This is a genomic window from Thermodesulfovibrionia bacterium, from assembly GCA_030646035.1.
Taxonomy (GTDB): Bacteria; Nitrospirota; Thermodesulfovibrionia; order UBA6902; family UBA6902; genus JACQZG01.
Map to the genome: position 1 here is coordinate 100,126 of JAUSMY010000061.1, position 23,471 is coordinate 123,596.

The 23,471-nt window shown below is 44.7% G+C and carries 24 protein-coding genes and 1 pseudogene; 16 read left to right on the plus strand and 9 right to left on the minus strand.

The window, feature by feature from the left end:
• Positions 1-20: 20 nt before the first annotated feature.
• The 8 genes and pseudogenes from Q7U10_11775 to Q7U10_11810 all read right to left on the minus strand — a co-directional run bounded on the left by Q7U10_11775 (position 21) and on the right by Q7U10_11810 (position 5,473).
• Entirely contained in the window at positions 21-386 is a 366-nt protein-coding gene (locus Q7U10_11775) for a DUF5615 family PIN-like protein (protein MDO8283279.1), read from the minus strand.
• Positions 386-622 carry a DUF433 domain-containing protein gene (locus Q7U10_11780; GenBank protein MDO8283280.1) on the minus strand — a complete coding sequence of 79 codons (237 nt, stop codon included), beginning with the start codon at positions 620-622 and terminating at the stop codon, positions 386-388. The genes Q7U10_11775 and Q7U10_11780 overlap by 1 nt, the downstream gene beginning before the upstream one ends.
• A 175-nt stretch (positions 623-797) precedes the next feature.
• Positions 798-1,130 (minus strand): hypothetical protein, encoded by a 333-nt coding sequence (locus Q7U10_11785; GenBank protein MDO8283281.1) that lies wholly within the window; start codon positions 1,128-1,130, stop codon positions 798-800.
• Between the two features lie 102 nt (positions 1,131-1,232).
• Complete coding sequence (locus tag Q7U10_11790) at positions 1,233-3,227, minus strand: hypothetical protein (protein ID MDO8283282.1); 1,995 nt, start codon at positions 3,225-3,227, stop codon at positions 1,233-1,235.
• A gap of 309 nt (positions 3,228-3,536) precedes the next feature.
• A complete protein-coding gene (locus tag Q7U10_11795) occupies positions 3,537-3,764 on the minus strand; it encodes a hypothetical protein (protein ID MDO8283283.1) in 228 nt (75 codons plus the stop codon).
• A gap of 14 nt (positions 3,765-3,778) precedes the next feature.
• Positions 3,779-4,057, minus strand: a pseudogene (locus Q7U10_11800) (hypothetical protein).
• Positions 4,058-4,149: 92 nt separating this feature from the next.
• Positions 4,150-4,719, minus strand: a complete 570-nt coding sequence (locus Q7U10_11805) for a hypothetical protein (protein MDO8283284.1) — start codon at positions 4,717-4,719, stop codon at positions 4,150-4,152.
• Between the two features lie 133 nt (positions 4,720-4,852).
• Positions 4,853-5,473, minus strand: a complete 621-nt coding sequence (locus Q7U10_11810) for a hypothetical protein (GenBank protein MDO8283285.1) — start codon at positions 5,471-5,473, stop codon at positions 4,853-4,855.
• A 163-nt stretch (positions 5,474-5,636) separates the two neighbouring features.
• On the opposite strand from Q7U10_11810, the gene Q7U10_11815 reads away from it, so the two are divergent.
• The 13 genes from Q7U10_11815 to Q7U10_11875 all read left to right on the plus strand — a co-directional run bounded on the left by Q7U10_11815 (position 5,637) and on the right by Q7U10_11875 (position 18,739).
• Positions 5,637-6,161 carry a hypothetical protein gene (locus Q7U10_11815; GenBank protein ID MDO8283286.1) on the plus strand — a complete coding sequence of 175 codons (525 nt, stop codon included), beginning with the start codon at positions 5,637-5,639 and terminating at the stop codon, positions 6,159-6,161.
• 129 nt (positions 6,162-6,290) lie between these two features.
• Positions 6,291-6,491 carry a 50S ribosomal protein L31 gene (gene rpmE, locus Q7U10_11820; GenBank protein MDO8283287.1) on the plus strand — a complete coding sequence of 67 codons (201 nt, stop codon included), beginning with the start codon at positions 6,291-6,293 and terminating at the stop codon, positions 6,489-6,491.
• Between the two features lie 94 nt (positions 6,492-6,585).
• Positions 6,586-7,653, plus strand: coding sequence for a peptide chain release factor 1 (gene prfA / locus Q7U10_11825; protein ID MDO8283288.1), 1,068 nt, complete (start codon positions 6,586-6,588; stop codon positions 7,651-7,653).
• Positions 7,654-7,660: 7 nt separating this feature from the next.
• Positions 7,661-8,524: a peptide chain release factor N(5)-glutamine methyltransferase gene (gene prmC, locus Q7U10_11830; GenBank protein ID MDO8283289.1), complete on the plus strand. Its 864-nt coding sequence runs from the start codon at positions 7,661-7,663 to the stop codon at positions 8,522-8,524.
• Positions 8,512-9,762, plus strand: coding sequence for a UDP-N-acetylglucosamine 1-carboxyvinyltransferase (gene murA, locus Q7U10_11835; GenBank protein ID MDO8283290.1), 1,251 nt, complete (start codon positions 8,512-8,514; stop codon positions 9,760-9,762). The genes prmC and murA overlap by 13 nt, the downstream gene beginning before the upstream one ends.
• Positions 9,759-11,045, plus strand: coding sequence for a histidinol dehydrogenase (hisD, locus tag Q7U10_11840; protein ID MDO8283291.1), 1,287 nt, complete (start codon positions 9,759-9,761; stop codon positions 11,043-11,045). Before murA ends, hisD begins: the two co-directional genes overlap by 4 nt.
• A gap of 56 nt (positions 11,046-11,101) precedes the next feature.
• Positions 11,102-12,493 (plus strand): L-seryl-tRNA(Sec) selenium transferase, encoded by a 1,392-nt coding sequence (gene selA, locus Q7U10_11845; GenBank protein ID MDO8283292.1) that lies wholly within the window; start codon positions 11,102-11,104, stop codon positions 12,491-12,493.
• Between the two features lie 50 nt (positions 12,494-12,543).
• Positions 12,544-14,433, plus strand: a complete 1,890-nt coding sequence (selB, locus tag Q7U10_11850) for a selenocysteine-specific translation elongation factor (protein ID MDO8283293.1) — start codon at positions 12,544-12,546, stop codon at positions 14,431-14,433.
• A gap of 1 nt (position 14,434) precedes the next feature.
• Entirely contained in the window at positions 14,435-15,325 is an 891-nt protein-coding gene (locus tag Q7U10_11855; GenBank protein MDO8283294.1) for a glycosyltransferase family 2 protein, read from the plus strand.
• 7 nt (positions 15,326-15,332) lie between these two features.
• A complete protein-coding gene (locus tag Q7U10_11860) occupies positions 15,333-16,430 on the plus strand; it encodes a radical SAM protein (protein MDO8283295.1) in 1,098 nt (365 codons plus the stop codon).
• 13 nt (positions 16,431-16,443) lie between these two features.
• Positions 16,444-17,598 carry a radical SAM protein gene (locus Q7U10_11865; protein ID MDO8283296.1) on the plus strand — a complete coding sequence of 385 codons (1,155 nt, stop codon included), beginning with the start codon at positions 16,444-16,446 and terminating at the stop codon, positions 17,596-17,598.
• A gap of 34 nt (positions 17,599-17,632) precedes the next feature.
• Positions 17,633-18,517: a glycosyltransferase gene (locus Q7U10_11870; protein ID MDO8283297.1), complete on the plus strand. Its 885-nt coding sequence runs from the start codon at positions 17,633-17,635 to the stop codon at positions 18,515-18,517.
• Entirely contained in the window at positions 18,518-18,739 is a 222-nt protein-coding gene (locus Q7U10_11875; GenBank protein ID MDO8283298.1) for a hypothetical protein, read from the plus strand.
• 246 nt (positions 18,740-18,985) lie between these two features.
• On the opposite strand, the gene Q7U10_11880 is transcribed toward Q7U10_11875, so the two are convergent.
• Complete coding sequence (locus Q7U10_11880) at positions 18,986-20,302, minus strand: oligosaccharide flippase family protein (protein MDO8283299.1); 1,317 nt, start codon at positions 20,300-20,302, stop codon at positions 18,986-18,988.
• A 68-nt stretch (positions 20,303-20,370) separates the two neighbouring features.
• Between Q7U10_11880 and Q7U10_11885 the strand changes: the two genes are divergently transcribed.
• The 3 genes from Q7U10_11885 to Q7U10_11895 all read left to right on the plus strand — a co-directional run bounded on the left by Q7U10_11885 (position 20,371) and on the right by Q7U10_11895 (position 23,444).
• Positions 20,371-20,496: a hypothetical protein gene (locus Q7U10_11885; GenBank protein MDO8283300.1), complete on the plus strand. Its 126-nt coding sequence runs from the start codon at positions 20,371-20,373 to the stop codon at positions 20,494-20,496.
• On the plus strand, positions 20,493-21,743 hold the full coding sequence (locus Q7U10_11890; GenBank protein MDO8283301.1) for a glycosyltransferase family 4 protein: 1,251 nt from the start codon (positions 20,493-20,495) through the stop codon (positions 21,741-21,743). Before Q7U10_11885 ends, Q7U10_11890 begins: the two co-directional genes overlap by 4 nt.
• A 156-nt stretch (positions 21,744-21,899) precedes the next feature.
• Positions 21,900-23,444: a hypothetical protein gene (locus Q7U10_11895; protein ID MDO8283302.1), complete on the plus strand. Its 1,545-nt coding sequence runs from the start codon at positions 21,900-21,902 to the stop codon at positions 23,442-23,444.
• The last annotated feature ends 27 nt before the right edge of the window (positions 23,445-23,471 follow it).

Sequence of the window (23,471 nt, forward strand, 5' to 3'; positions counted from 1 at the left end):
TTAATCCACCTCACAGCAGGTTACACAATTGGCAATTCCCTGACACGGAACCTGTCATCTTCTATCATTACAATAGCTCCCTTGAGAACTTCTTTTTCGATCTGCGGAAGAATGTTTGTAAGTAGTGCATTGATATTCTCATGGCTCTCATCGGATAACCGGAAGATAATGGCAGACGGAGTTGACATACCGGACTTGGCAATTATTGCAGGGAAATCAAGATCCATTGTAAGAATTATTCTCTGTTCATTTATTGCAATGTCAACTATTTCAGAATCTTTTGCTTTAGGAAGCCCTTTTTCATTTATACGATAGATATCATGTCCAATATCTCTTAGATAATTGACCGTTTTTGGTGAGACAGGCATATCAGCAAGAAATTTCATTAATGGATACAGGATATCGCTACATTTTTTTCGCTTGCAAGCCAGGCCGCATACTCAATACACTGTTTTATATCATCATCTTCTATCTCAGGATAATCATCAATTATTTCCGCATGGGTTTTGCCGGAAGCAAGAAGCTTAAGAATAAGCGTTACAGGCATCCTCATCCCTCTAAGGCAGGGCTGCCCCTGAAAAATCTCCGGGTCAATCGTTATTCGGTCTAATGTCTTGAACATTTGCCTTGCACCTCCTTTTGAATATTCTATCATAAACGGGTTTTGCGATTACTGCAAGATGAGATACGTGAGCCGTATTCTGTATGACGGAGAGAAGATTCAGAAATAAATTTAAGAAAAGAGCAAAATGAAAGACCTGCCCCTGATTCCCTGGATATATTTAAAAGTTAATAAATTATAAATCTCCCTTCCCACTATTCTTAACAGAACCAATTGCAAATAGCACCTCTCCCATCAGTCTTGGCGAAAACAGTGGCAACACCAACCAACATAACATAAGTAATTTATGGTCATAAACTAATCCAATAAATCCTATGATCATAATAAGTAACATTATCAATCTTCTACCGAGATCTCTGGGAAACCATGCCCTGCACAGAAGTCCTGCTATTTGTGCGGATGTACTTTCAAATGCTTCCTTCTCTTCTAAACTTAAATTCCCTTTATCTATCTCCTCTTGAATTAAAGCAAGGGCATCTTTTAATGCTTTGTGTTCTTCACTATTCATATATAGGCTCCTAAATAATGTTAATGCGCATCAAAAGAAAATCGTTGAGTAATCACAACTTCCTTTAATAGGACAGATAATATAGTGTTAGCAAAAAACATTTTACTCTAAGAATTTATCCACCAACTGCTCTAGTTGAGTGATAGACTTTCGAAAGTTATCCAACTCATTTTTATCAATTGTTTTTGCATGTGCATCAGGTCTATATTTATTTACTTCTTTCATCATGGAATCAATGTATCTTTTTTCTATCTCGAATATATTAGAAAAAACGTCCCAATGCTCAATTATTATTTTTCTTAAGTCCTCGAAATAAAGTGGCGTAGTCTTAGAGTCAAATATCTCATCATAAGATAACAACTTAAATTTATCCCTTCTGTTTGTATCTATAATGTTTAAAATATTATTCAAAGCCTTTTTTTTGCCATAATTTGCAATAAACTGTGTTCGAATAATATGCCTTATTAATGGTTCAAGCCTATTTCTTCTTTCTGATATCTCTTTTAAAATATCTTCTTGAGAAAGATCTAGGTTTACATATTTATGTTTACCCATAAGATAATCTTTTACTGCTTCTATTTTAAAACAATAACCGTCGTCATGCTTTTCGATAATACCGTAACCTAATAGATGATTTGTGTAGTTAGGAGACAAATTCGAAAATTCAAAGAAAGTTCTGTTTTCCCCAATAGCTAAATACTTCAGCATTTCGTATTCATCCTTATAAAAATCAATAAGTACTGTCAGAATCATTTCGGTATAACTGCTATATTTATTAATAAAGGTCTTTTTTGAGTCCTCATAAATCAGTTTATTAACATGTGCTGGTCGCTTTTTTAAAACATTGCGATTTATCAAACTACACATATGCCTAATTAAATATGGGTGCCCTCCGAAATCGTCAGTTAATTTACTGCAAATAATATCGTCAAAACTCAAACCCATTATCGTACCAATCCTATTTACCATTTCTTTTGTATCATCCACTTTGAATCCAAATATATAATTAAAAGGAACCTGATTAAATATAGGATTATCTTTGCCTTTTATTGAGGCAGTTTCGACACTTATAGGATTTGTTCCCACTATTAGATAAGTGAAAAGATTGTTTTCTCTTTGAAAAATAGATCTCAAAGATTGCCAAAAAAATATAAAGTCAAGCCCACTAGACCAATGGGATGATGGTGAGATTTCAAAAGTAATATTTTCTATTTCATCAAATATGATTAGTATGCTTTTTAGTTTAAAATTGTTAATTATTTTTTTAAGATCTTTTTCAAATAAACTTGCAGCATTTTCATCTGTATAATCATCTTCTTTAGATAGTGTGGAACTAATAACATATTTTTGCTTTATCTCATTAATAATATAAAACAATGCCTTATTCCAACGCCTTTGATGAAATGAAGGGTTTTGGCAATCAATCCTTATAGAGTTTTCATTCATTTTTTGAAGAACTCTTTCTACGCCAAATATAACGGAGGTTTTACCTGTTTTTCTAAGTCCGAATAACCCAGAATTTTCGAAGGATCTATGTCTATTCACAAGATTCAAGACAAGATCATTTCTGCCGAAAAAGAATGTATCCTTTCTTAAGGGAGATTCGAAAGCGAAAAGATCACGTGAATAGAAACATGACTGGAATCTATCCCTCATGAAGTACGGATCCCTTTCATCTTTGATTAATTCTTCATAAGAAAAGGGAATGACAGCTTGAGCCTCTATATCATTAGTCAGTAACTTTTGAAGTTTCGAAACTATATTCTTATCTTTACTAATCAAAATGGTACATATTTTTTCTAGCCTTAATCTTTGAAATTTATCGTATATGTTATCAAATGAATCAAGTATTCTAGGTAGAAAAACATCATCTGGACTGAATACGACAATAAGTTCTTTTTGTAAATTAAAAGTCTCGATGTAGATATCCGTAGGTTTTACTATAAAGAAACTATACTTTCTTTTGCCTACTGCAATTTTATCCCCACTAGTTACTAACCATTCAGAACTTACATTCTTAATGATTTTTTGTTCATCTGGAGAATAATGATGAAATTCGAATAGGCTAGAAATTCCGGGCTTAACTTTTTCTTTCATTGTTAGTCTCCAAAGTTTATCCACTTGATACTAGTTTTAATTCAATCACTAATAAATTAAAAGGTCTAACTTTAAGCATGATGATTTAATAAATATATTGTTAGAGAAAAAATAACCTATTGAGAGCAAAACAGTCAACAGTACTTTTTAACATGTGATGATAAATATAATAAAAAAACAATTCACAGTAAGTAAAAACGAGTGATTTTGAGACATGTCAGGGACTTAACGAACTGATTTGATTAGATATATATTTTCTGAGGAAGGCTAAAAAGGTAGGTTTAAGTCCTCCCTTCGGCACCATTAACTTTAAGGCAGAACAACATTCCTCAATTTCTCCGCAGCTGTTTCAGGACAGATCGTATTCACATAAAGGCCTGAACCAAGTTCAAACCCTGTCGGTATGCTCGTGCGCGGGCAGATCTCGATGTGCCAGTGAAAGGACTCCGTGTTCCCTGAGTACTCTGTCCCGTGCGGAAGTGAATGCAGGAAGAAATTATATTGAACTCCGCCGAGCACTGCATTCAGGCGCGCCATGGTTCTTTTGAATATGACCGTAAGATCCGCAAGATATGTTGAACAGATCCTCCAAGAGTTTTTCTTTTTTTGCCTGTTTCTGTCAGCATTTCTACCTGGGGACAATTTGTCCCTATGTAGGCGCCAAGTTCTATATCCCTTTTTCTGAGCTTTTTCAGGTAATCGGTCGGATTGATTGAAACGGTAAGCGCTTCTACAACATCAATAACCGAAAAATACCATGTTTCTGTTTGCTCATCGTAATGACGGCGGATTTTTTTACTCTCAAAAATGGCCAAGCTATTGTCAGTCATTGTTCATCCTCCAATTGCTCATCTTGTGTAAGCACTGCAGCGTACATTGTAAGCTAGTCACTTATAGTCATTTATGTCGCCATATTGCTCGATCAATCAAAAGAAACTCGTTGAGTGATTTCGATTTCCTTTATAGGCAACTTTATATTTAATATTCTTTCTGCGCAAATCGTATTATATATTTCATCAGAAGGGATATTATCTATCCCCGAAAAATCAATAATAACGCTCAATGCTAGCTGCTTATTAAATAGTCTGGATTCAATCAGCATTTTATTAATAGATTCAAAGAAAGAAAAATCTTTCTTAATAAACCCCCTTATCATTGGTACATTCTTTTCCTCTTGCTTTAAGAATGATACGCCATTTAATATTTCAATATAACCAAGATAATTCTGGTATTCTTCTTTTAAATCTTCGTTCTCCCATGTGCTTAAGCCAACATAAATATCTTCAAGGTCTTTATAAGGAATGCCCCCACGATAAATAGTATGTTCTTCTATGGTAGTGACATTAAATGATATTGAAGTCTCTCTTTCTTTTATAAGAAATAATATTTCTCCAGGCTGGAGGCCGTAACTTAAGTATTTTTTTAACTCCTCAATCATACTGAGTGACCAAGTGCTTTGGTGTTGCTTCTTGTTTTTGTCTTTGTTGAACATAAACTCCTTTAAATGATTTTCAGTTTTTAATTTTTAAGTTCTCACGATAAGTTGTGCGCCTCGTTCATATTTTCTTCAAGTTCATTCAGAGTTTCGCCCTGCGTCGTTATATCCGGCCGCTCAAGTAATTTAGCTATCTATAGCTTTGGGTGTCGGATTGTTCAACGGGTTCAGGTTTTTTGTAGGCATTAAGCTGCCAAGCATCTTCGTAACGCATGTGATCTGAGATTTTCGGGATATTGGTATCTGCAATAGCAGCTACCTGTGCAAGGCAGCGATACAAATGGCCACGGAGCATTTCCAATGCGTCGAAGTAAGGCTGGAGTTCATGCCTCGTGAATCTCGTGTGGATGTTACTTGGGGAATGGGGATTAATTGTACGCAGTTTCTCTTCAAATGTGAAAAACTGCCGGATGCCGTCAAGCATCAACTCGATAACTAGATAGAGTCCTCCGTCGGTCTGGGCCAAAAGTTCAACCTGCTTATCAACGAGGAGAGATCGAATGTCTTGAAGGGACGTCAGTGCTTTTTCAACACAACTGTCGCAACACTCAAAGGAGTTTAAGACCCGTTTGTCAGCGAGACGGATAACGACTTCGCGGGCGACTTTCTTCTCTACATCGTCTGGTTTGACTGCAAAGCTCACAAAGGGAAGGTTTATAATGATGCCATCGACTCGCTTGTTGAGGTGACGTCGAGCCTTGCCGACAAGTTCGGATACATTGAATTGAAAAGGTGATGGTAAATCTCTCATCTGTTCTCTTGTTTAACAATTAATACTGCCGGTCGTATTCCCTCAATCATTAATCATTATAGGGATTGATAATGTAAACAATCAAGCTAAAAAAGCCTCTATTAGAAGATGCGAAAAGTTGAATGTTATAATGTGGTATATAACATAAGAAAAGGAGAGGGCATTGATAAAGAACAAAACAGAGAAAGTGTTGTTCAAAGATATACTAAAGGCATGCACCGTTAAAGATGTTAAAGAGACGCTGCTGAGGCTTTATCCAGACCAGGTAAAGATTATCAAGGGATACGAGTATGTTTTTAAAACTCTAAAACATATGAGGCATAGATATAGCAAAGAAGGAATGGTTATTGATATAAAGAAGGTCGGCAGGGGGAAGAACGCATATTTGGATGTCAGTGGAGTGTGCACAGAAAAAGGTGCTCAACAATTATACGCACTCGAGTATACTCCATGGTCAAAGTGGCTTGGATATGAAGTGGATAAAAAAGTTCTTAAAAAGATGCCCACGGAAGAAATAGTAGCGCACTGCCTTTGGGAGATGACCTTTATGGGTTTTACTCAGAGCAAGATCAGAAGCAGTTTGGCCGCGCTAACGAGGCAGGCCAAAGATACTAAAGAGGGCAAGCTTAAAACTTTTTCTTACGAAGAAGTAATGGCAAGCATTAAAGATAAATTAAAAAATGGATAGCGGATAGCTCATATGAAGAAAAAATCAGACCTACTCATATGAAAGATAACGGTTTTCAGGGCTAATGTTGCAAAATTGTCTTTGTCTTTGTTATAGTTTATACCTAAGTTTTTATTTATGGAGGTTACATTGAAACAGGAAATTCATCCGGAATACAAAGAGGCTAAAGCGGTTTGCGCATGCGGCGAAAAGTTTGCCACTATGTCCACTCAACCGACTATTCATGTAGATGTCTGCTCAAAGTGTCATCCTTTCTTTACAGGCAAGCAGAAGCTGCTGGATGCTGAAGGAAGGGTTGAGAAGTTCAGAAAGAAATACGCAAAAAAGTAACGATACCGATAAGAGGAAACCCGTTCTGTATTTATTCAGGCGGGTTTCCTTTTTTTATGCCCAAAACCCTTTTTAAACAGGAGATGTTTTAGAAATGTTACTTGATAAACTTGAAGAGATAGAGAAGAGGGATGCCGAGTTAACAGAGATATTGTCAGACCCTGATATCTTCTCAGACTTCACAAAGAGCCAGACATACTCTAAAGAGAAGTCTGCAATCTCTGCAGTTGTGGAGCAGATAAAGAGATACAAGAAATGCCTCTTGGGTATCGCTGAGGCTGAGGAGATCCTCGCTTCATCCGAGGACGATGAGATGAAGGAGCTTGCAGATGCCGAACTTGCCGAACTCAGGCAGGAAAAAATTGCGATTGAGAATCAGATAAAGATCATGCTGGTCCCCAAAGATCCGAGGGATGAGAAGAATATTATCCTTGAGATCCGCGCAGGCACAGGAGGGGATGAGGCCGCGCTCTTTGCGGCGGAGCTCTTCAGAATGTACAGCAAATATGCCGAGCGCATGAGGTGGAAGGTCGAGATAATGGATATCAACGCCACAGGCATCGGCGGGATAAAAGAAGTTGTGGCATCCGTACAGGGCAAAGAGGTCTACAGCCGGCTTAAATATGAGAGCGGCACACATCGTGTACAGCGTGTACCTGCGACAGAGACGTCCGGCAGGGTGCATACATCAGCAGTGACCGTAGCGGTGCTTCCGGAGGCTGAAGAGGTTGACCTGAAGATAGTGGAGAGCGATCTCAGGGTTGATACATACTGCGCATCAGGCCCGGGAGGGCAGGGCGTAAATACGACGTATTCCGCAGTCAGGATAGTTCATGTGCCCACAGGGCTGACCGTTCAGTGCCAGGACAGCCGATCTCAGATAAAGAACAGGGAGAAGGCGATGAAGGTACTCAGGGCGAGGCTCTATGAACTTGAGTGCCAGAAGGTCGACGCCGAGAGGGCAGAGGACAGGAAATCACAGGTCGGCTCAGGCGACCGGAGCGAGAAGGTAAGGACATACAACTTCCCGCAGAACAGGCTCACTGACCACAGGATAGGGCTTACCCTTCATAAACTTGCGATCATTATGGAGGGCGATCTTGATGAGGTCGTTGAGAACCTTCATGATTATTATCAGGCTGAAAAGTTAAAAGAGGCGTAAAGAAGATATGAGGGCTGTCAATAAAATAAAAGATATCACAGACCTTTTAAGCTCACGCGGGCTGGAATCCGCAGGCAAAGAGGCTGAGCTTATCTTAAAGCATGGGCTTGGGATAGACACGGTTAAGATATACAGGGATGATCCTGTATTGATGGATAAAGAGGATGACCTCATTTCTGAAATTGCCGAACGCAGATCAATGCGCGAGCCGCTTCAGTATATACTTGGTTCAGAAGAATTTTTAGGGCTTAAGATATCAGTAGGAGAGGGTGTTTTAATACCGAGGCCTGAGACGGAGCTTTTGGCGGAAGAAGCGATAAAGAGGCTTCACACCTTACAAAATAAAGTTGATACAAAACAGTTGGCCATTCTTGACCTATGCACAGGAAGCGGCTGTATCGCTTTGGCTGTTGCTAAAGAATTCAAAGACGCAGATGTTTGCGGAGTTGATATTTCAGATAAAGCTATCGCCTATGCAAAAAATAATTCCGTGATGAACGGGATAAATAATGTCATATTTATCAAGGGCGATCTCTTTGAGCCTATTAAAGAAGGACGATATTTCGACCTTATCATCTCAAACCCGCCTTACATAAAGACCAGCGATATTGAGGGGCTTCAGCCTGAGATAAGGGAATGGGAGCCTTTAAGCGCGCTTGACGGAGGAGAGGACGGGCTGGATTTTTATAAAAAGATAATTCCCGCTGCACGGGTTTTTTTGAATGACAGCGGCATTCTCATATTTGAGCTTGGCGACGGATGCGCTGATGAGGTAGTTCATATAATGAAAGAATCAGGATATATTAATATTGAAACCATAAAGGATTATTCAGGCATAGAGAGGATAGTGAGCGCGCAATGGACAAGATAATAGTTAAGGGCAGAAATAAATTAATGGGAAGCGTAACAATTAGCGGCGCAAAGAATGCCGCACTTCCGATCATGGTGGCATCTATTCTCAGTTCGGGTGAAAGCCTTATCGATAATGTTCCAGAACTGAAGGACATATCCACAATGGGCAAGCTGCTTAAGAGCCTCGGCATCGGTTTTGAGCGTCAGGACAAAAAGGTCTCGCTCAGGGCGGAGAATATAGATCATGTCGAGGCATCCTATGACCTTGTCAAGACGATGCGGGCTTCAGTGCTTGTGCTCGGCCCGCTGCTTGCGAGGATGGGGCAGGCAAGGGTCTCTCTGCCGGGCGGCTGCGCAATAGGCGCAAGGCCGATAAACCTTCATGTAATGGGGCTTGAAAAGATGGGCGCGGAGATATCACTTTCAGACGGTTATATCAATGCGAGGTCAGGCAGGTTAAGAGGCGCGCATATCTGCTTTGATATCCCGACGGTCACAGGCACAGAGAATCTTATGATGGCTGCGTCCCTGGCTGACGGAGAGACTGTGCTTGAGAATGCGGCATGCGAGCCTGAGGTGGTTGACCTTGCAAACGCATTGATATCAATGGGCGCATCCATACAGGGTGCAGGCACCGGAATGATAAGGATAAACGGGGTGTCCTCACTTTCCCCGCTTGACTATAGAGTAATACCTGATAGGATAGAGACAGGAACATTTATAGCAGCAGCCGGGATCACCGGCGGTGAGATTGAGATACAGGGCTGCAGCATGGAGCATATTGAGCCTGTGATAGTGAAACTTGAGGAGACCGGGATAAAGATGGCATATCATGGCGGGGTACTTAAGGTCAAGGGGCCTGAGAGGTTGAAGGCTGTTGATATAAGAACGATGCCTTATCCGGGTTTTCCCACAGACATGCAGGCGCAGTTCATGGCGCTTATGTCAGTAGCCGAGGGTACAAGCATTGTGACTGAGAATATATTTGAGAACAGGTTCATGCATGTTGCTGAGATGAGGAGGATGGGCGCAAAGATAAAGGTGTCAGATTCTACCGCAACTGTGGAAGGCGTCAGATCTCTTACAGGCGCTCCTGTCATGGCAACTGATCTCAGGGCGAGCGCTTCTCTTGTGATAGCAGGGCTTGCGGCTGAAGGCGAGACGATCATAGACAGGGTCTATCATCTTGACAGAGGTTATGAGAAGATCGAGGAGAAGTTGAGATACCTTGGGGCAGATGTCAGGAGGGTGAAGTGAGGATAATCAGGAGTGCTGATGTTGATATCTTCATAAAGGAACTGAGCCTGAGGGCAACTACAGGTTCAGACGGCAGGGAAGATTTTGAATCTATTGTTAAGAAGATCATAAATGATGTCAGGACGAACGGCGACAGCGCTGTTAAAAAATATACAGAGAAGTTTGATTCAGTAAAGCCGAAGAGCATCGCTGTAAGCAGGGAAGAGATAGAATCCGCCGCGGCTATGGCAGGCAAAGACCTGATCAAAGCGCTTAAGGAGTCTGCCAGAAGAATAAAAGCATATCATGACCTTCAGAAAGAAGAGTCCTGGTACATCTCTGATAAAGGCATAACGCTTGGCCATGTGATAAGGCCTATTGAAAGGGTGGGCGTCTATGTGCCCGGAGGAAAGGCCGCTTATCCGTCAACTGTCCTGATGAATGTGATACCCGCGCAGGTTGCAGGCGTAAAAGAGATAGCCCTTTGCGTGCCGACCCCTGACGGCAAGATCAACCCGGCTGTTGCTGCTGCTGTCAGCCTGCTGAAGATAAGCGAAGTCTATGCTATCGGAGGCGCACAGGCTATCGCTGCCATGGCTTACGGCACTGAGACGATAAAGAGGGTTGATAAGATAGTCGGGCCGGGAAATATATTTGTTGCGACCGCCAAGAAGATGGTATTCGGCGATGTTGGCATTGATATGATCGCAGGGCCGAGCGAGATCCTGATAATCGCTGACAAGACAGCCAACCCCTCATTCATTGCAGCAGACCTCCTCGGACAGGCAGAGCATGATGAGATGGCTTCATCTATCCTGCTCACCGACTCAGAGGAACTTGCCGGAGAAGTTCAAAAAGTGCTGGCGCTTCAGCTTGCAAAGCTCAGCAGAAAAAAGATCGCTGAGAATTCGATAACTAAGTACGGCGCAATAATTATTACAGCGGATATTGCTGAGGCGATAGGCATTGCAAACCGCATAGCGCCTGAGCATCTTGAGGTCATGACAAAAAAACCTGAGAAACTTTTATCAAGTATAAAGAATGCAGGAGCGATCTTTCTTGGAGAATGGACCCCTGAAAGCCTCGGCGATTATTCAGCAGGCCCGAACCACACCCTTCCCACATGCGGCTCTTCAAGGTTTTCCTCACCGCTTGGGGTATATGACTTTATCAAACGCACAAGCCTGATAAACGCGAGCAAAGAGGGATTTATCGCACTTTCAAAGACCGTTGCCGAGATAGCAGACAACGAGGGGCTTGAGGCGCACGGCAATTCGGTCAGGGTCAGGCTGAAACATAAATAATAATTCACGTATCTCTCTCACTTGACCATACTGCCTTCCTTGTGTTAAAAACACAGATGAATAAACCTAATCCTCTTAAAGATATACCTTCTGTTGATGAATGTCTCAAGAGTTCTTACGGCTTGAAATGGCTTGACTCTTATCCGAGAAAGTCTGTTCTTAAAGCCGTCAGGAATATTCTCGACCTGAAAAGAAAAGAGATATTGAGCGGCCTCACGCCGGTCCTCTCCCTTGATGCTCTCTCTCCTGACATTGAAAGAGTATTAAAAGAACTCTCAGCTTATAAACTCAGGCCTGTTATCAATGCAACAGGCGTCGTCATACATACGAACCTCGGCAGGGCGATACTTTCTGACGAGGCGATTAAGAATATAACAAATGTTGCAGCAAGCTACTCAAACCTTGAATATGACCTCTCAAGCGCGAAAAGGGGCAAGAGGTATTCACATCTGAATGATATCGTGCTTGAGCTGACAGGAGCAGAGGATGCGATAGTTGTCAATAACAACGCGGCAGCTGTGCTCGTCTGCCTGAATACATTTGCAAGGGGCAGGGAAGTTGTTGTATCAAGAGGCGAGCTTGTAGAGATCGGCGGGTCATTCAGGATACCTGAGGTGATGGAGGCAAGCGGCGCAGTGCTAAGGGAAGTAGGCTCAACAAATAAGGCGCATTTGAGGGATTATGAAAATGCAGTCTGCGGCGATACGGCCCTCCTGCTCAAGGTCCATCCGAGCAATTACAAGGTTATAGGTTTTACAGAAGAGGTTTCTATGGAGGAGCTCGCCGGTTTAGGAAGAGAGTTCAGGGTGCCTGTGATGGCAGACCTCGGAAGCGGCTGCATGATAGACCTTGAAAAGTACGGCGTCTATGGCGAGCCTACAGTCCAGAGCGTCATCAAGTCAGGAGTTGATATCGTCACATTCAGCGGTGACAAGCTCCTCGGCGGCCCTCAGGCTGGCATAATCATAGGAAAGAAAAAGTACATACAAATGATACAGAAGAATCCGATGCTCAGGGCTCTGAGGATCGACAAACTGACGCTTGCGTCACTTGAGGCGACCTTTATGCAGTTCCTTGACGAGGAGAAGGCTGTCAGGGATATTCCGACGCTCAGGATGCTTACAGAGAAAAAGGATATCATCAAAAAGAGGGCGCAGAAGATACTCACATCTTTAAAGAAACCTCTCTCTGACCATGCCGATATCACTATCATCTCTGATCAGTCCCGCGCCGGCGGCGGCTCTCTCCCTGAGACCGACTTTCCAACCTTTGTCGTATCTATTAAACCTCTAAAGATGTCTGTCAATAAGTTTGAAAAGAAGCTGAGAGAGAGTACCACCCCTGTGATCGCAAGGATACAGGACGGCGCGCTTCTTGTCGACGCAAGGACGGTGCTGGATAGGGAGATAAAGAGTTTGGTCAGCTGTATTGTTTCCGCTTTATCTTGAACTAAATAACAGGCCTGCAGTTTTTTGCTTTTAATTATTAACTTTATTTTATGAGATACATTATCCTCGGCACAGCCGGACATATTGACCACGGAAAGAGCGCGCTTGTAAAGGCGCTTACAGGCACAGACCCTGACAGGCTGAAGGAAGAGAAGGAACGTGGCATCACGATCGACCTCGGCTTTGCTGACCTTTCATATCCTGACGGGCTTAAGGTGGGCATCATTGATGTGCCGGGACATGAGCGGCTTATCAAAAATATGCTTGCGGGCGCAGGCGGGATCGATATCGTGCTCATGGTGATAGCTGCTGATGAAGGGATAATGCCGCAGAGCAGGGAGCATCTTGCGATCTGCGACCTTTTGAAGGTGAAGAGGGGGATCATCGTTATCACAAAGTCTGACCTTGTGGATAAGGACTGGCTTGCGCTTGTCACAGAAGAGGTGAGGGATTTTGTTAAGGGGACATTTCTTGAGGATGCCGGGATAATATCTGTTTCATCAAAGACAGGTGAGAATATAGAGGGGCTTAAGGATAAGATAAAGGATGCTGCTTCAGGTATTGAACCCAAACATGAGAAGGCTATATTCAGGCTGCCTGTTGACAGGGTCTTTACGCTCAAAGGATTCGGCACAGTTGTCACAGGCACTTCTATCTCAGGGAGCATTAATGTTGATGAGCCGATAGAGATACTTCCCAGCGGGATGATAAGCAAGATCAGAGGGCTTCAGAGCCATGGCGAAACTATCAAAAGCGCATACGCAGGCCAGAGGGTGGCTGTGAACCTTCAGGGTGTTTCAAAGGATGAGATACAGAGAGGCGATGTGCTGGCAACGCCTGGAAAGGTTAAGACATCTTACATCGTTGATGCAGAGTTGAAACTCTTAAAAGATACCTCCATAACCGCGCTCAAGAACAGGAGCCTTGTCCACTTTCACGCTGGTTCCTCTGAGATGACTGCAAGGATAATTATCTATGAGAACGAGTCACTTAAGCCCGGCGACAGCGCCTTCTGCCAGTTCAGGTTCCCGACACCTGTCGCCCTGCTTGCAGGGGACAGATATATTATCAGGCGATTCTCACCTCTGCAGACGATCGGCGGAGGCGAGGTGCTTGACCCTTCGCCAAAGCGCAGGAAGAAGCTTGGGGATATTGAGGAGCAGAATATATTCTGGGAGGGGAGCCTTGGCGAGAAGATAGCTGCAAAGGTGCATCAGAAGGGGATCTACGGCATTGCGCGCGAAGAGCTTGAGGGGTGGATAAAGGCTGAACTGCCCAATATAAAATCAGCTATTGAAACACTGATAAAGAACGGTGAGGTGAGAAGGTGCGAAGACAGGCTGATACATAAGGATGTCTTCGATGATTTTTCCGAAGGGATCAGGTCATCCCTTAAAGAATTTCACATTAAGAATCCGCTCAGGCCGGGCATGTTAAAAGAGGAGCTGAGGTCATCTTACAGCGGGGCTGACCAGAGATTTTTCGACGGACTGCTTGCGCTTGTTAAAGGGATAACGGTTGATAAAGATATCGTTAGGTCAAGCGCATTTAATCTCTCTTTGAGCGATGACAATAAGGCTGTTAAAGATAAGATATTAAAGGCAATCGATGATTCTCTTTTTCAGCCTCCTGCAATTGACGAGCTTGCGGCATCGGTAAAGGTGGACAGCAAACAGGCTGTTGAGCTTTTAAAGATAATGGCAAAAGAGGGAAGCCTCGTAAGGATAAAGGACGCTGTCTATATCTCAAAGTCAAACCATGCGAAGATGATGGATAAACTGAAGGAGTTTTACTCTAAAAAACCGGATATGACTGTAGGCGAGTTCCGTGATATTCTTGATACATCAAGAAAGTACGCGCTTCCTTTTCTTGAGTATCTCGACAGCAACAGGATAACGATGCGAATAGGCGATGTGAGGAAGTTTCTCTTTAAGGGATAAGATGCTGAATTCATTTCCATCAGTTCTTGCAGTGATCATAAACTGGAACGGCAGGGACGGCCTTCTGCTTGAGTGCCTCGACTCGATAACCGGCATTGATTATCCCGGGGACAGGTATAAGGTAATGGTCATTGACAACGCCTCAAGTGACGGCTCTCAGGAGGCGATATCCCTCAGGTACCCCGATATCATCCTTGTTGAGAACAAAGAGAATGCCGGTTATGTGAAGGCTGTCAACCAGGGGGTCGAATACGGCCTGAAGTCCGGTGCTGATTATATATGGGTGCTGAATAATGATGTGGTAGTTCAGCAGGACGTCCTCAACAGGCTCGTGGAGGCCGGGGAGAAGGATGAAGAGATAGGGGTGATAGCGCCTGTTATATATTACTATGACAGAGCAGAAGAGATAGACGATATCGGATACAGGATAAACTTCTGGACAGGCAGGCTTGAGAAGCTGAAGCTCGGCCGGACCATCTTTACTGACAGTAAAGATGAGATCGCTGATGTTGATTCAATTCTCGGCTGCGCAAATCTTATAAAGGCGGATGTCTTCAGAAGGATTGGATACTTTAAGACGATATATAAGCTCTATTTTGAGGAGACGGATTTTAATGTAAGGGCAAAGCGCGGCGGTTTCAGGGTCGTGGTCGTAAGAGGCGCAAAGGTGCTGCACAAGGAGGCCACGACGATGAACAGGTTCATATTCAAGCGCGCCTGGCTGCTTCTGCGAAACCTCTTTGTCTTTGAACTTCTCAATGCCAGGTTAATGCACCTGGTAATATTTATCCCATACTATTTTTTTATACATTTGCCCTATTTCATTGTGCGCGGTACCTTTTACGGCCTGAATGTCAAGCTTGCAGGTATAGATAAAATGGAAGGCCGGTGAGACAAAAGTGAGTCTTTATAAAAGGGCAAAACTTCTACATGGCCTGCTCACAGGCGAGGTCGCAAAAACAGGCCCTTTTTTTGTAGATATAGACCTTACAAACCGCTGCAACCTGAAGTGTCTGGGCTGCACTTACCATTCCTCTGACGTCAAAAAGGTTTCGCAACAGGGTTCTGCCGAGGCCGACATATCTGTTGACCTGTTTAAGGACCTGTGCAAAGAGCTTAAAATAATGGGGACAGAAAGTCTTATCTTTCATGGATCCGGTGAACCATTTTTACATAACAACATTTTAGATATGCTTTCTATTGCAAAGGAGTCCGGATTTCACGTTACCATCATCACAAACGGCACACTGCTGGATATGGATATGCTGAAGTCTCTTATAGGTCTCCGGCTTGATACCCTTAAGGTTAGCCTGTGGGCAAGCTCCATTGATGGGTACAGAAAGAATTATCCAGGGACCAACCCTGATTATTTTGACAAAGTTATAAATACTCTAAAACTTTTGACCTCACTTAAGGCATCACTGAAAAGCAGAACCCCTCTTCTTCAGCTGCATCACCCTATTAATCGGCATAATTATAAGACGATAGGTGAATTTACAAACCTTGCCCTGGATACGGGCTGTAATATATTATCCTTCTCGCCCTTCTGGACAGTTAAAGGTCAAGTGGATTCGGCTGCACTTTCCAAAGATGAGGAAGAGGTCATGATACGCTCTTTAAGGAAGAACAAGGAAAGGTTAAAATATCTTACGATAAACGATAGAACAGATGATACGCTTTTAAAATATAGGTTGGGAAGCTCTGTATGGAAGAAGGTCCCATGCTATGTTGCCTGGTACCATGCGAGGGTGAGGGTTGATGGAAAAGTCCAGCCCTGCGGCCGGTGCTTGCCTGAGGTTAATTTCGGAAACCTGAATAATGATACATTACATGATATATGGAATGGTGAATCAATCCGCAGTTTTCGAAGTGCGGCATTAGATCCCAGGACAAAGGCATCAATGTTGGAAGGGTGTGACTGTAATTACTGCTGCTTTGCAGTCGACAACATGAAGGTTCACCGTATATTTAAATGGATCCCGTCGTTCTTTCCCTGAAAATGGAGGCTTGATGTCAAAGAATATCATTGCAAAGGTTTTTGAGGCGGTTAAAGCATTAATAACGAGGAGGGTCGTGATCAGGTGCGACAACATACCTTATGAGTTCAATAACGTTCCTTTAAGGAAGATAGTGAACTGGATTCTTGTGGAGTTGTCCGTATATTTCAAGCCCCAGAGGCCGTGGGGATGGCCGACCCACTTTCAGATAGAGCCGGCAAATACATGCAACCTGAGCTGCGTTCTCTGCCCGGTATACGAGGGGATGGATCGTAAATCAGGGATGCTGGATATTGCCGTCTTCAGGAAGCTTATCGATGAGGCCGGAGACTACATATTCCTCATCCTACTCTGGGACTGGGGCGAGCCGTTTATGAACCCGGATGTCTACAGCATGATCTCATATGCAAAGAAGAAGGGGATAAAGGTGGTGTCAAGCACCAACGGGCACTTTTTTGTCAAAGAAGAGAATGCAGACAGGTTGATACGGTCCGGCATAGATTCAATCATATTTGCAATGGACGGGATAACGCAGGAGACTTACAGCCGGTACCGAAGCGGCGGAGAACTTGAATCCGTCATTAAAGCTTTAAGCACGGTTGTGTCGAGAAAGCGGGACTTAAACTCAAAGACGCCTTTTATAAATCTTCGTTTTATACCTATGAAGCATAATGAGCATGAGATGCCGGAGCTGAAAGATATGGCGAGGTCAATAGGCGTTGACGCGTTGACCATCAAGACATTGAACCCGTGCACCAACGATACCTATGCGCTGAAGAGGCCCGGAAAGGACAGGAGCCCCCAGGACCTGATGCCTGATAATTATAATCATAGAAGGTTTAAGTATAAGGATGACGGGCAGACGCTCATACGGAGAAAGAAGAACCCCTGCAAACAGTTATGGAACAGCCCTGTCATACACTGGGACGGCACTGTATGCTTCTGCACCTATGACTACAATGATAAATATGCCCTCGGAAGCATAAAAGGCGAGACGTTTTGGAATGTCTGGTCAGGGCGGTCATACCGTGATGTCCGGAGGCAGTTTCGTTACGACTGGGAACAGATGGCCATGTGCAGCGCATGCAGTTATGCCTATGAAGGCGGAAGCTGTATAGACGAGACAATTGCAGATGCGTTTTTCTTCGGGCCTGAAAAGGGCGTGTGATGGGTCCTGTTGAAAATACAGGTTGGCCGTATTTATGAATGAAAGCCCTGAACTCTCCATAATCATCGCATCCTATAATTCCGGCAGCAGCATCCGGAGATGCCTGGAGTCATTAAGAAGGCAGGATACGGAAGCTGGTTTTGAGGTCATCGTTGTTGACAGCTCCACTGACGGCGCGGCATCCATTGTTGAAAATAATTTTCCCGAGGTCAGGCTATTTACATTTGCGGAGAGGAAGTTCTGCGGTGATGCGCGCAACTTCGGCATATCCGTGGCAAGGAGTGAAATTGCAGCCTTCATTGATGCCGACTGCACCGCAGAGAGGGACTGGGTTGAGAGCATAATAAAGGCGCACAGGTCGCCTTATCCGGCAATAGGCGGGGCTATCGCAAATGGCGACCTCGGAAGCTATGTCGGCTGGGCAGGATATTTCTGTGAGTTCAGCCAGTGGATGCCGCATACCGCTGCAGGGTGGATGGCTGATGTCGCAGGCGCCGGCATGTCCTACAAGCGTAAGGTCTTTGAAGATCTGGGCTGCTTCATAGAGGGCACTTACTCCTCTGATACGGAGCTTCACTGGAGGCTCGCGCAGTCGGGCCATCTCATAAGGTTTGAGCCTTCAATACGGATATCCCATTACTGTATAGATAATTTATCAGACCTCATCCGGCATGAGTTTTTTCATGGCATGAACTTTGCCGTTGTCCGTGTGAAGGCGCAAGACTTCTCTAAATTGAAACGGCTTGTCTATTCAGCACTTTTCTTTTTAATTCCGGTGAGGCTTTTTCTGAGGATAGGGCTGAGCAATTTAAGGAATAGAATATATCTGGTACAATTCATAAAATCGTCACCGCTTCTTCTTTTAAACCTTTTTTCATGGTCACTGGGGGAATGTGTGGGATATATAAAAGGGGTATAAATGGGGGAAGATCTTATATCAAAGGTTGTTAAGACGGCGAGGGTATTTGCCACAAGAAGTCTTGTCCTGACGTTTGACAAGGTGGAGTTTACATATACAGGACTTTCCTGGAAGCGGCTCAAGAACTGGTTTCTTGCCGAACTCTCGTACTCACTGAAATCGGAGAGGTCCTGGGCATACCCGACCCACTTTTTGATAATGAGGAGAATGTTGACTTACTGATCGATTCCGGTACGGTCGTTTCCTGTGATTACCATACCGGCCGTGAGCTTTCGATAGGCAATGCCTTTACGAACGGCGGCGGTTTCCGCAAGGTCTGGTTCAGCAAGGAAGTCAGAGAACAGAGGAGACGCTTTATGAAGGGGGGCGACTCGGGGTTGAGATGCGGGGGCTGCTCTCTGAATTTTGCGGATGTAGACCGATGCGTATCTCACGCATTTATTACAGCGAAGAAGCAGCCATAGGTTTTCAATACGGCTGAACAAACTCCTCTTCCTCTACGGCTATAACGCCCTTGCTTATATGCCTGAAGACATAGACGGCGGTGAAGAAGATCGCGCATATATTTAATATAAGTGCGAGGATAGCGGGGGCAAGCGTGCCGAACAGGGGTATGAGGATATAGCATCCTGAGGCCATAAGCAGTATCTTGAGCGTATCTACGGAAGCCACTACGTTCGGCTTCTCTATAGAGAACAATGCCACGCGTATTGTTCCGTTGGTCGCCGTAGCTATGGCACTGAAGAGGAGCCAGTTGAATATGGGCACAGTCTCGAGATAGCGCTCACCAAAGAAGAAGGGGATTATCTTGTCGGATATGAAGAGCATAGGAAGAGCGGCTATGGCTATGTAAAGTGAGACCTTGAGCGCGACTTTAAGATAATACCTGAACTCATCCGCCTGCCTGAACCTCGATACCCTGGGGAGCAGTACAGTAACAAGGGAGCTGGTTATTATCGGAAAGATCAGTGTAAGGTTTACAGCAAGCCCGTATATGCCGGCTGCCTTGCTGTCTGCCATCTTTGCAATCATGAATATCCCGATATATGGCAGGACAGTAACACAGATATTGCTTACAAACCGCCACTTGCTGTATGAAACAAACCTGCTCAGGAGGTTCTTCACAACTATCTTCTCCGGAAAGAGCTTGCCCCTGAGTTCCCTGAAGCCCAGAAGGACCCCCAACAGGGGTGCGAATACAAAAGCGGAAACAGCAGAGAATGTGTCTATGCCTCTGAACAGGAATATCATGGCAGCCACCGCCAGGAACTTGGCAAGGTCCACCAGTAGCTGAAGCATGACCGACCTTCTGAAGAGCTGATAAGCGTGGAGCGCTGACCTTATATATCCGAATACAGCGATGCCGAGTACCCCGGATGATACCAGTTTGATGAGCGGGGCCAGATCGGGGTAGTCATACAGCCTTGTAGAGATCATGTCAGCGGCAATGAAGGTCAATACCGCAAAGATAAGGGCGGTGGCCAGCCTTATGCGGAATGCCATGCGGAGCACGCTGTCGGCATCAGCTGCCCTGTTTGCCGCAAGATAAGATGAAGTGAACTTCACGATCGGCGCCTCCATTCCTAACTCGGCCAGCCTGGAGACGATTATCATGATAGACAGGGCCATATTAAATAGTCCGAAATCGCTCACTGAGAGCTCCCTTGAGATGAGCAGGACCGCAAGGAACCCCAGGCCGGCAGCTGAAACGTTTCCGGTGATGACCAAAGAGAGGTCTTTTGCCGAGCGGGATGTTACAAGATTGACTATGTTAGAATTCTTCATAGCATTGATGATGAACTTTAGATCTTCTAATGTCAATTACTTTTTAAGAAAGGGGCTGGGCTTTCCAGATGAACCTGATCATTAATTTCACGCCTACCGGCATGATACCTACAAAGAAGATGACGCCCCACGTTCCAGTCAGTGGCAATGAGATTGTGATGATGTGCATGAAGCCTTTGAGATCGGCAGAATGACAGATCGCCCTCTCAGTTTCTGCATGATCACAACATTCTATCCGCCTTACAATTTCGGCGGGGATGGGATATTCATTCACAGGTTGTCTAATGAACTGGCGCGTAACGGGCATAAGGTTGATGTAATCCACTGTATTGATTCATACCGTCTTCTGTCAGGCCGGGAGCCGGAGCAGGGCTATGACGACCATCCGAACGTGACTGTGCACGGGCTCAAAAGCAGGGCCGGCTTCCTGTCCCCCTTGCTGACACATCAGACAGGCATTCCTTTCTTTAAATCATCCCGCATAAAGGAGATACTGAAGAAGGGTTTTGACGTTATCCATTATCACAACATCTCGCTTGTCGGCGGCCCAAGGGTATTACAGTATGGAGAGGGCGTCAAGCTTTATACGATGTATGAGTACTGGCTGCTCTGCCCCACGCACCTCCTGTTCAGGTTCAATCGTGAAGCATGTCAAAAAAAACATTGCATGCTCTGCAGCCTTATTTACAGAATACCGCCGCAGTTGTGGAGGTATACAGGTATGCTGAAGAGAAACGTTAGGCATGTGGATGCCTTTTTAGCGATGAGCCATTTCTGCAAAGATATCCATGAAAAGATAGGGCTTGATATACCTGTCAGGTATCTGCCGAGCTTCTCCTCCTCTGAAGGGATAGCGGATAACCTGTCAGAAGAAGCGGGCCATAATATGCCGGAGAGGCCTTATTTCCTTTTTACAGGACGTCTGGTGAGATTGAAAGGCCTTCATACGCTTATCACCGTCTTTCGTAATTACAGGAAAGCGGACCTGCTTATTGCAGGCGCCGGCAGTGATGAGCCAAAGCTTAAAAAGCTGGCACAGGGCATACCCAATATCCATTTCCTTGGCTATGTCTCAGACACCCGGCTCAGTTCACTCTACCGTCAGGCAGCTGCATTGATCGTTTCGTCTGTATGTTTTGAAGTCAGCCCGTTAGTGATCATGGAGGCTTTCAGAGAGAAGACCCCTGTCATTGTGAGAAATATCGGAGGTATGCCGGAACTCGTCCAAGAGAGTGGCGGCGGGCTGATATATGAAACGGATGATGAACTGGTGGACGCGATGGAGAGTCTCCTGGAGAACAGATCAGGTCGGGATGAGCTTGGCATGAAAGGATACGAGGCATATTGCAAGAACTGGACAGCTCAAGCCCATGTTAATCAGTACCTTGAGCTGATACGGGAGATAGCGGATGCCGGTGGTAAGGGCATAAATGAAAAATAGTCTGGCAGAAAGCTTATGCAAAACATGAGAAAGAGAGGCCGGAACTGTCTTTATGTCAGGTAAGTCCATTTCCGGTATTATCGGCTATTATTATATATGAGTGTTATTGATGATCTGAAAATGTACGGCCGGTTCGCTTTTGGGCTGCGGGGCTTTTTGCTTAAGACTATTAGTCTGGAGGAAGCGCGAAGGACCATAAAGCAGCTGGTATCTGATCGTGAGAATAACTTTCTGCGCCTTATCGAGCGTGGTGTTTACGGATATCCGCAGAGTCCCTATATCCCATTGCTGAAGATGGCAGGCTGCGAATTTGGCGACATAAAGGCGATGGTAAAAAAGAAGGGCCTCGAAGATACGCTGCTTGCCCTGCGGCAAGCCGGGGTGTATGTAACATTTGAGGAGTTTAAGGGAAGAAAACCGATTATAAGGGATGGAATGGAACTGCATGTTTATGCAAACAGCTTTGATAATCCTTTTCTTAATGGTCACTACTATTCTGAAACCGGCGGGTCAACAGGGGCCGGGACCAGGATAGAACATGACCTTGAACACTTGTCAATCGGCGCTGCTCATGAAATGGTTACCCAGCATGCGCATGGTGCCCTTGATATGCCGTTTGCGACCTGGCGCGGGGTCCTTCCTGACGGCAGCGGTTTTAATGATATACTGAGACAGGCTCACAGCGGACACATTACGCAAAAATGGTTTTCCCCGTTCGATCCATATGATTTTAAACCGCCTGCGCTGAAATATCGCCTTTCTTCATTGCTGACCGTTCTTATCGGCCGCTTGCTCGGGGTTAATCTTCCATGGCCTGAGGAGGTAAAGATAGAGCAGGCCTCTCTGGTGGCGCACTGGGTAGCTGATACTCTCCGGCAGCATGGTTCCTGCCTGATATCAGCTCCGGCAAGCAGGGCATTGAGGGTCTGTATCGCTGCGCGTGAAGAAGGCATGGACTTTACAGGGGCTGTCTTTAAGATCGCGGGTGAACCAATAACCCCTGCTAAGGTCCGGGGTATTGTAAATACAGGTGCCAGGATTTATACAACATATGGATTTACAGAAATAGGCCGTATCGGCATGGGATGCAGTGAACCGCTTGAGGCGAATGACCTGCATTTATGTAAAAGCATCTGTGCGATGATCCCGTATGACCGCCTGGTGCCGGGCACTGATATTGAGGTCCCTGCTTTTAACTTCACCTCCCTGCTTCCTACGGCGCCTAAGATCCTTCTGAATGCGGAGAGTGATGATTACGGCATCATAGAGAAAAGGGCATGCGGGTGCCCTTTGGGTGAACTCGGGTTCACAGAACACATTCGAAGAATTCACAGCTTTCATAAGTTAACAGGTGAAGGGGTAACGCTGGTGGGCAGTGATATGATACACATTCTGGAAGAGGTGCTGCCCGGACGATTCGGGGGAAGCCCTCTGGATTATCAATTGATTGAGGAGGAAGACAGGGACGGCTTTACCAGGGTCATTCTTATAATAAGCCCCAAGGTAAAGATAAATGACGAAGATGAAGTGATAGATGCAGTCCTGGGCTTTATGAAGAAGTCCAGCTTAATGGCTGACTCTGCACGCAGTATATGGAGCCAGGCGCACACTCTCAGGGTGAGGCGCGAGGAGCCGAGATGGACCGAGAGAGGAAAGCTTATGAGCTTAAGAGTGGAAAAGCGTTATAAAGGTCGTTCATAATAAGCATCGGCTGTTAATAGTATGATG

What these genes read in the sequence shown, in the direction of transcription:
- Q7U10_11775 (MDO8283279.1), bottom strand. Translation starts at nt 386, where the DNA reads ATGAAATTTCTTGCTGATATGCCTGTCTCACCAAAAACGGTCAATTAT.
- Q7U10_11780 (MDO8283280.1), bottom strand. Translation starts at nt 622, where the DNA reads ATGTTCAAGACATTAGACCGAATAACGATTGACCCGGAGATTTTTCAG.
- Q7U10_11785 (MDO8283281.1), bottom strand. Translation starts at nt 1,130, where the DNA reads ATGAATAGTGAAGAACACAAAGCATTAAAAGATGCCCTTGCTTTAATT.
- Q7U10_11790 (MDO8283282.1), bottom strand. Translation starts at nt 3,227, where the DNA reads ATGAAAGAAAAAGTTAAGCCCGGAATTTCTAGCCTATTCGAATTTCAT.
- Q7U10_11795 (MDO8283283.1), bottom strand. Translation starts at nt 3,764, where the DNA reads ATGGCGCGCCTGAATGCAGTGCTCGGCGGAGTTCAATATAATTTCTTC.
- Q7U10_11805 (MDO8283284.1), bottom strand. Translation starts at nt 4,719, where the DNA reads ATGTTCAACAAAGACAAAAACAAGAAGCAACACCAAAGCACTTGGTCA.
- Q7U10_11810 (MDO8283285.1), bottom strand. Translation starts at nt 5,473, where the DNA reads ATGAGAGATTTACCATCACCTTTTCAATTCAATGTATCCGAACTTGTC.
- prfA (MDO8283288.1), top strand. Translation starts at nt 6,586, where the DNA reads ATGTTACTTGATAAACTTGAAGAGATAGAGAAGAGGGATGCCGAGTTA.
- prmC (MDO8283289.1), top strand. Translation starts at nt 7,661, where the DNA reads ATGAGGGCTGTCAATAAAATAAAAGATATCACAGACCTTTTAAGCTCA.
- murA (MDO8283290.1), top strand. Translation starts at nt 8,512, where the DNA reads ATGGACAAGATAATAGTTAAGGGCAGAAATAAATTAATGGGAAGCGTA.
- selA (MDO8283292.1), top strand. Translation starts at nt 11,102, where the DNA reads ATGAATAAACCTAATCCTCTTAAAGATATACCTTCTGTTGATGAATGT.
- selB (MDO8283293.1), top strand. Translation starts at nt 12,544, where the DNA reads ATGAGATACATTATCCTCGGCACAGCCGGACATATTGACCACGGAAAG.
- Q7U10_11855 (MDO8283294.1), top strand. Translation starts at nt 14,435, where the DNA reads ATGCTGAATTCATTTCCATCAGTTCTTGCAGTGATCATAAACTGGAAC.
- Q7U10_11865 (MDO8283296.1), top strand. Translation starts at nt 16,444, where the DNA reads ATGTCAAAGAATATCATTGCAAAGGTTTTTGAGGCGGTTAAAGCATTA.
- Q7U10_11870 (MDO8283297.1), top strand. Translation starts at nt 17,633, where the DNA reads ATGAATGAAAGCCCTGAACTCTCCATAATCATCGCATCCTATAATTCC.
- Q7U10_11875 (MDO8283298.1), top strand. Translation starts at nt 18,518, where the DNA reads ATGGGGGAAGATCTTATATCAAAGGTTGTTAAGACGGCGAGGGTATTT.
- Q7U10_11880 (MDO8283299.1), bottom strand. Translation starts at nt 20,302, where the DNA reads ATGAAGAATTCTAACATAGTCAATCTTGTAACATCCCGCTCGGCAAAA.
- Q7U10_11885 (MDO8283300.1), top strand. Translation starts at nt 20,371, where the DNA reads ATGAACCTGATCATTAATTTCACGCCTACCGGCATGATACCTACAAAG.
- Q7U10_11890 (MDO8283301.1), top strand. Translation starts at nt 20,493, where the DNA reads ATGACAGATCGCCCTCTCAGTTTCTGCATGATCACAACATTCTATCCG.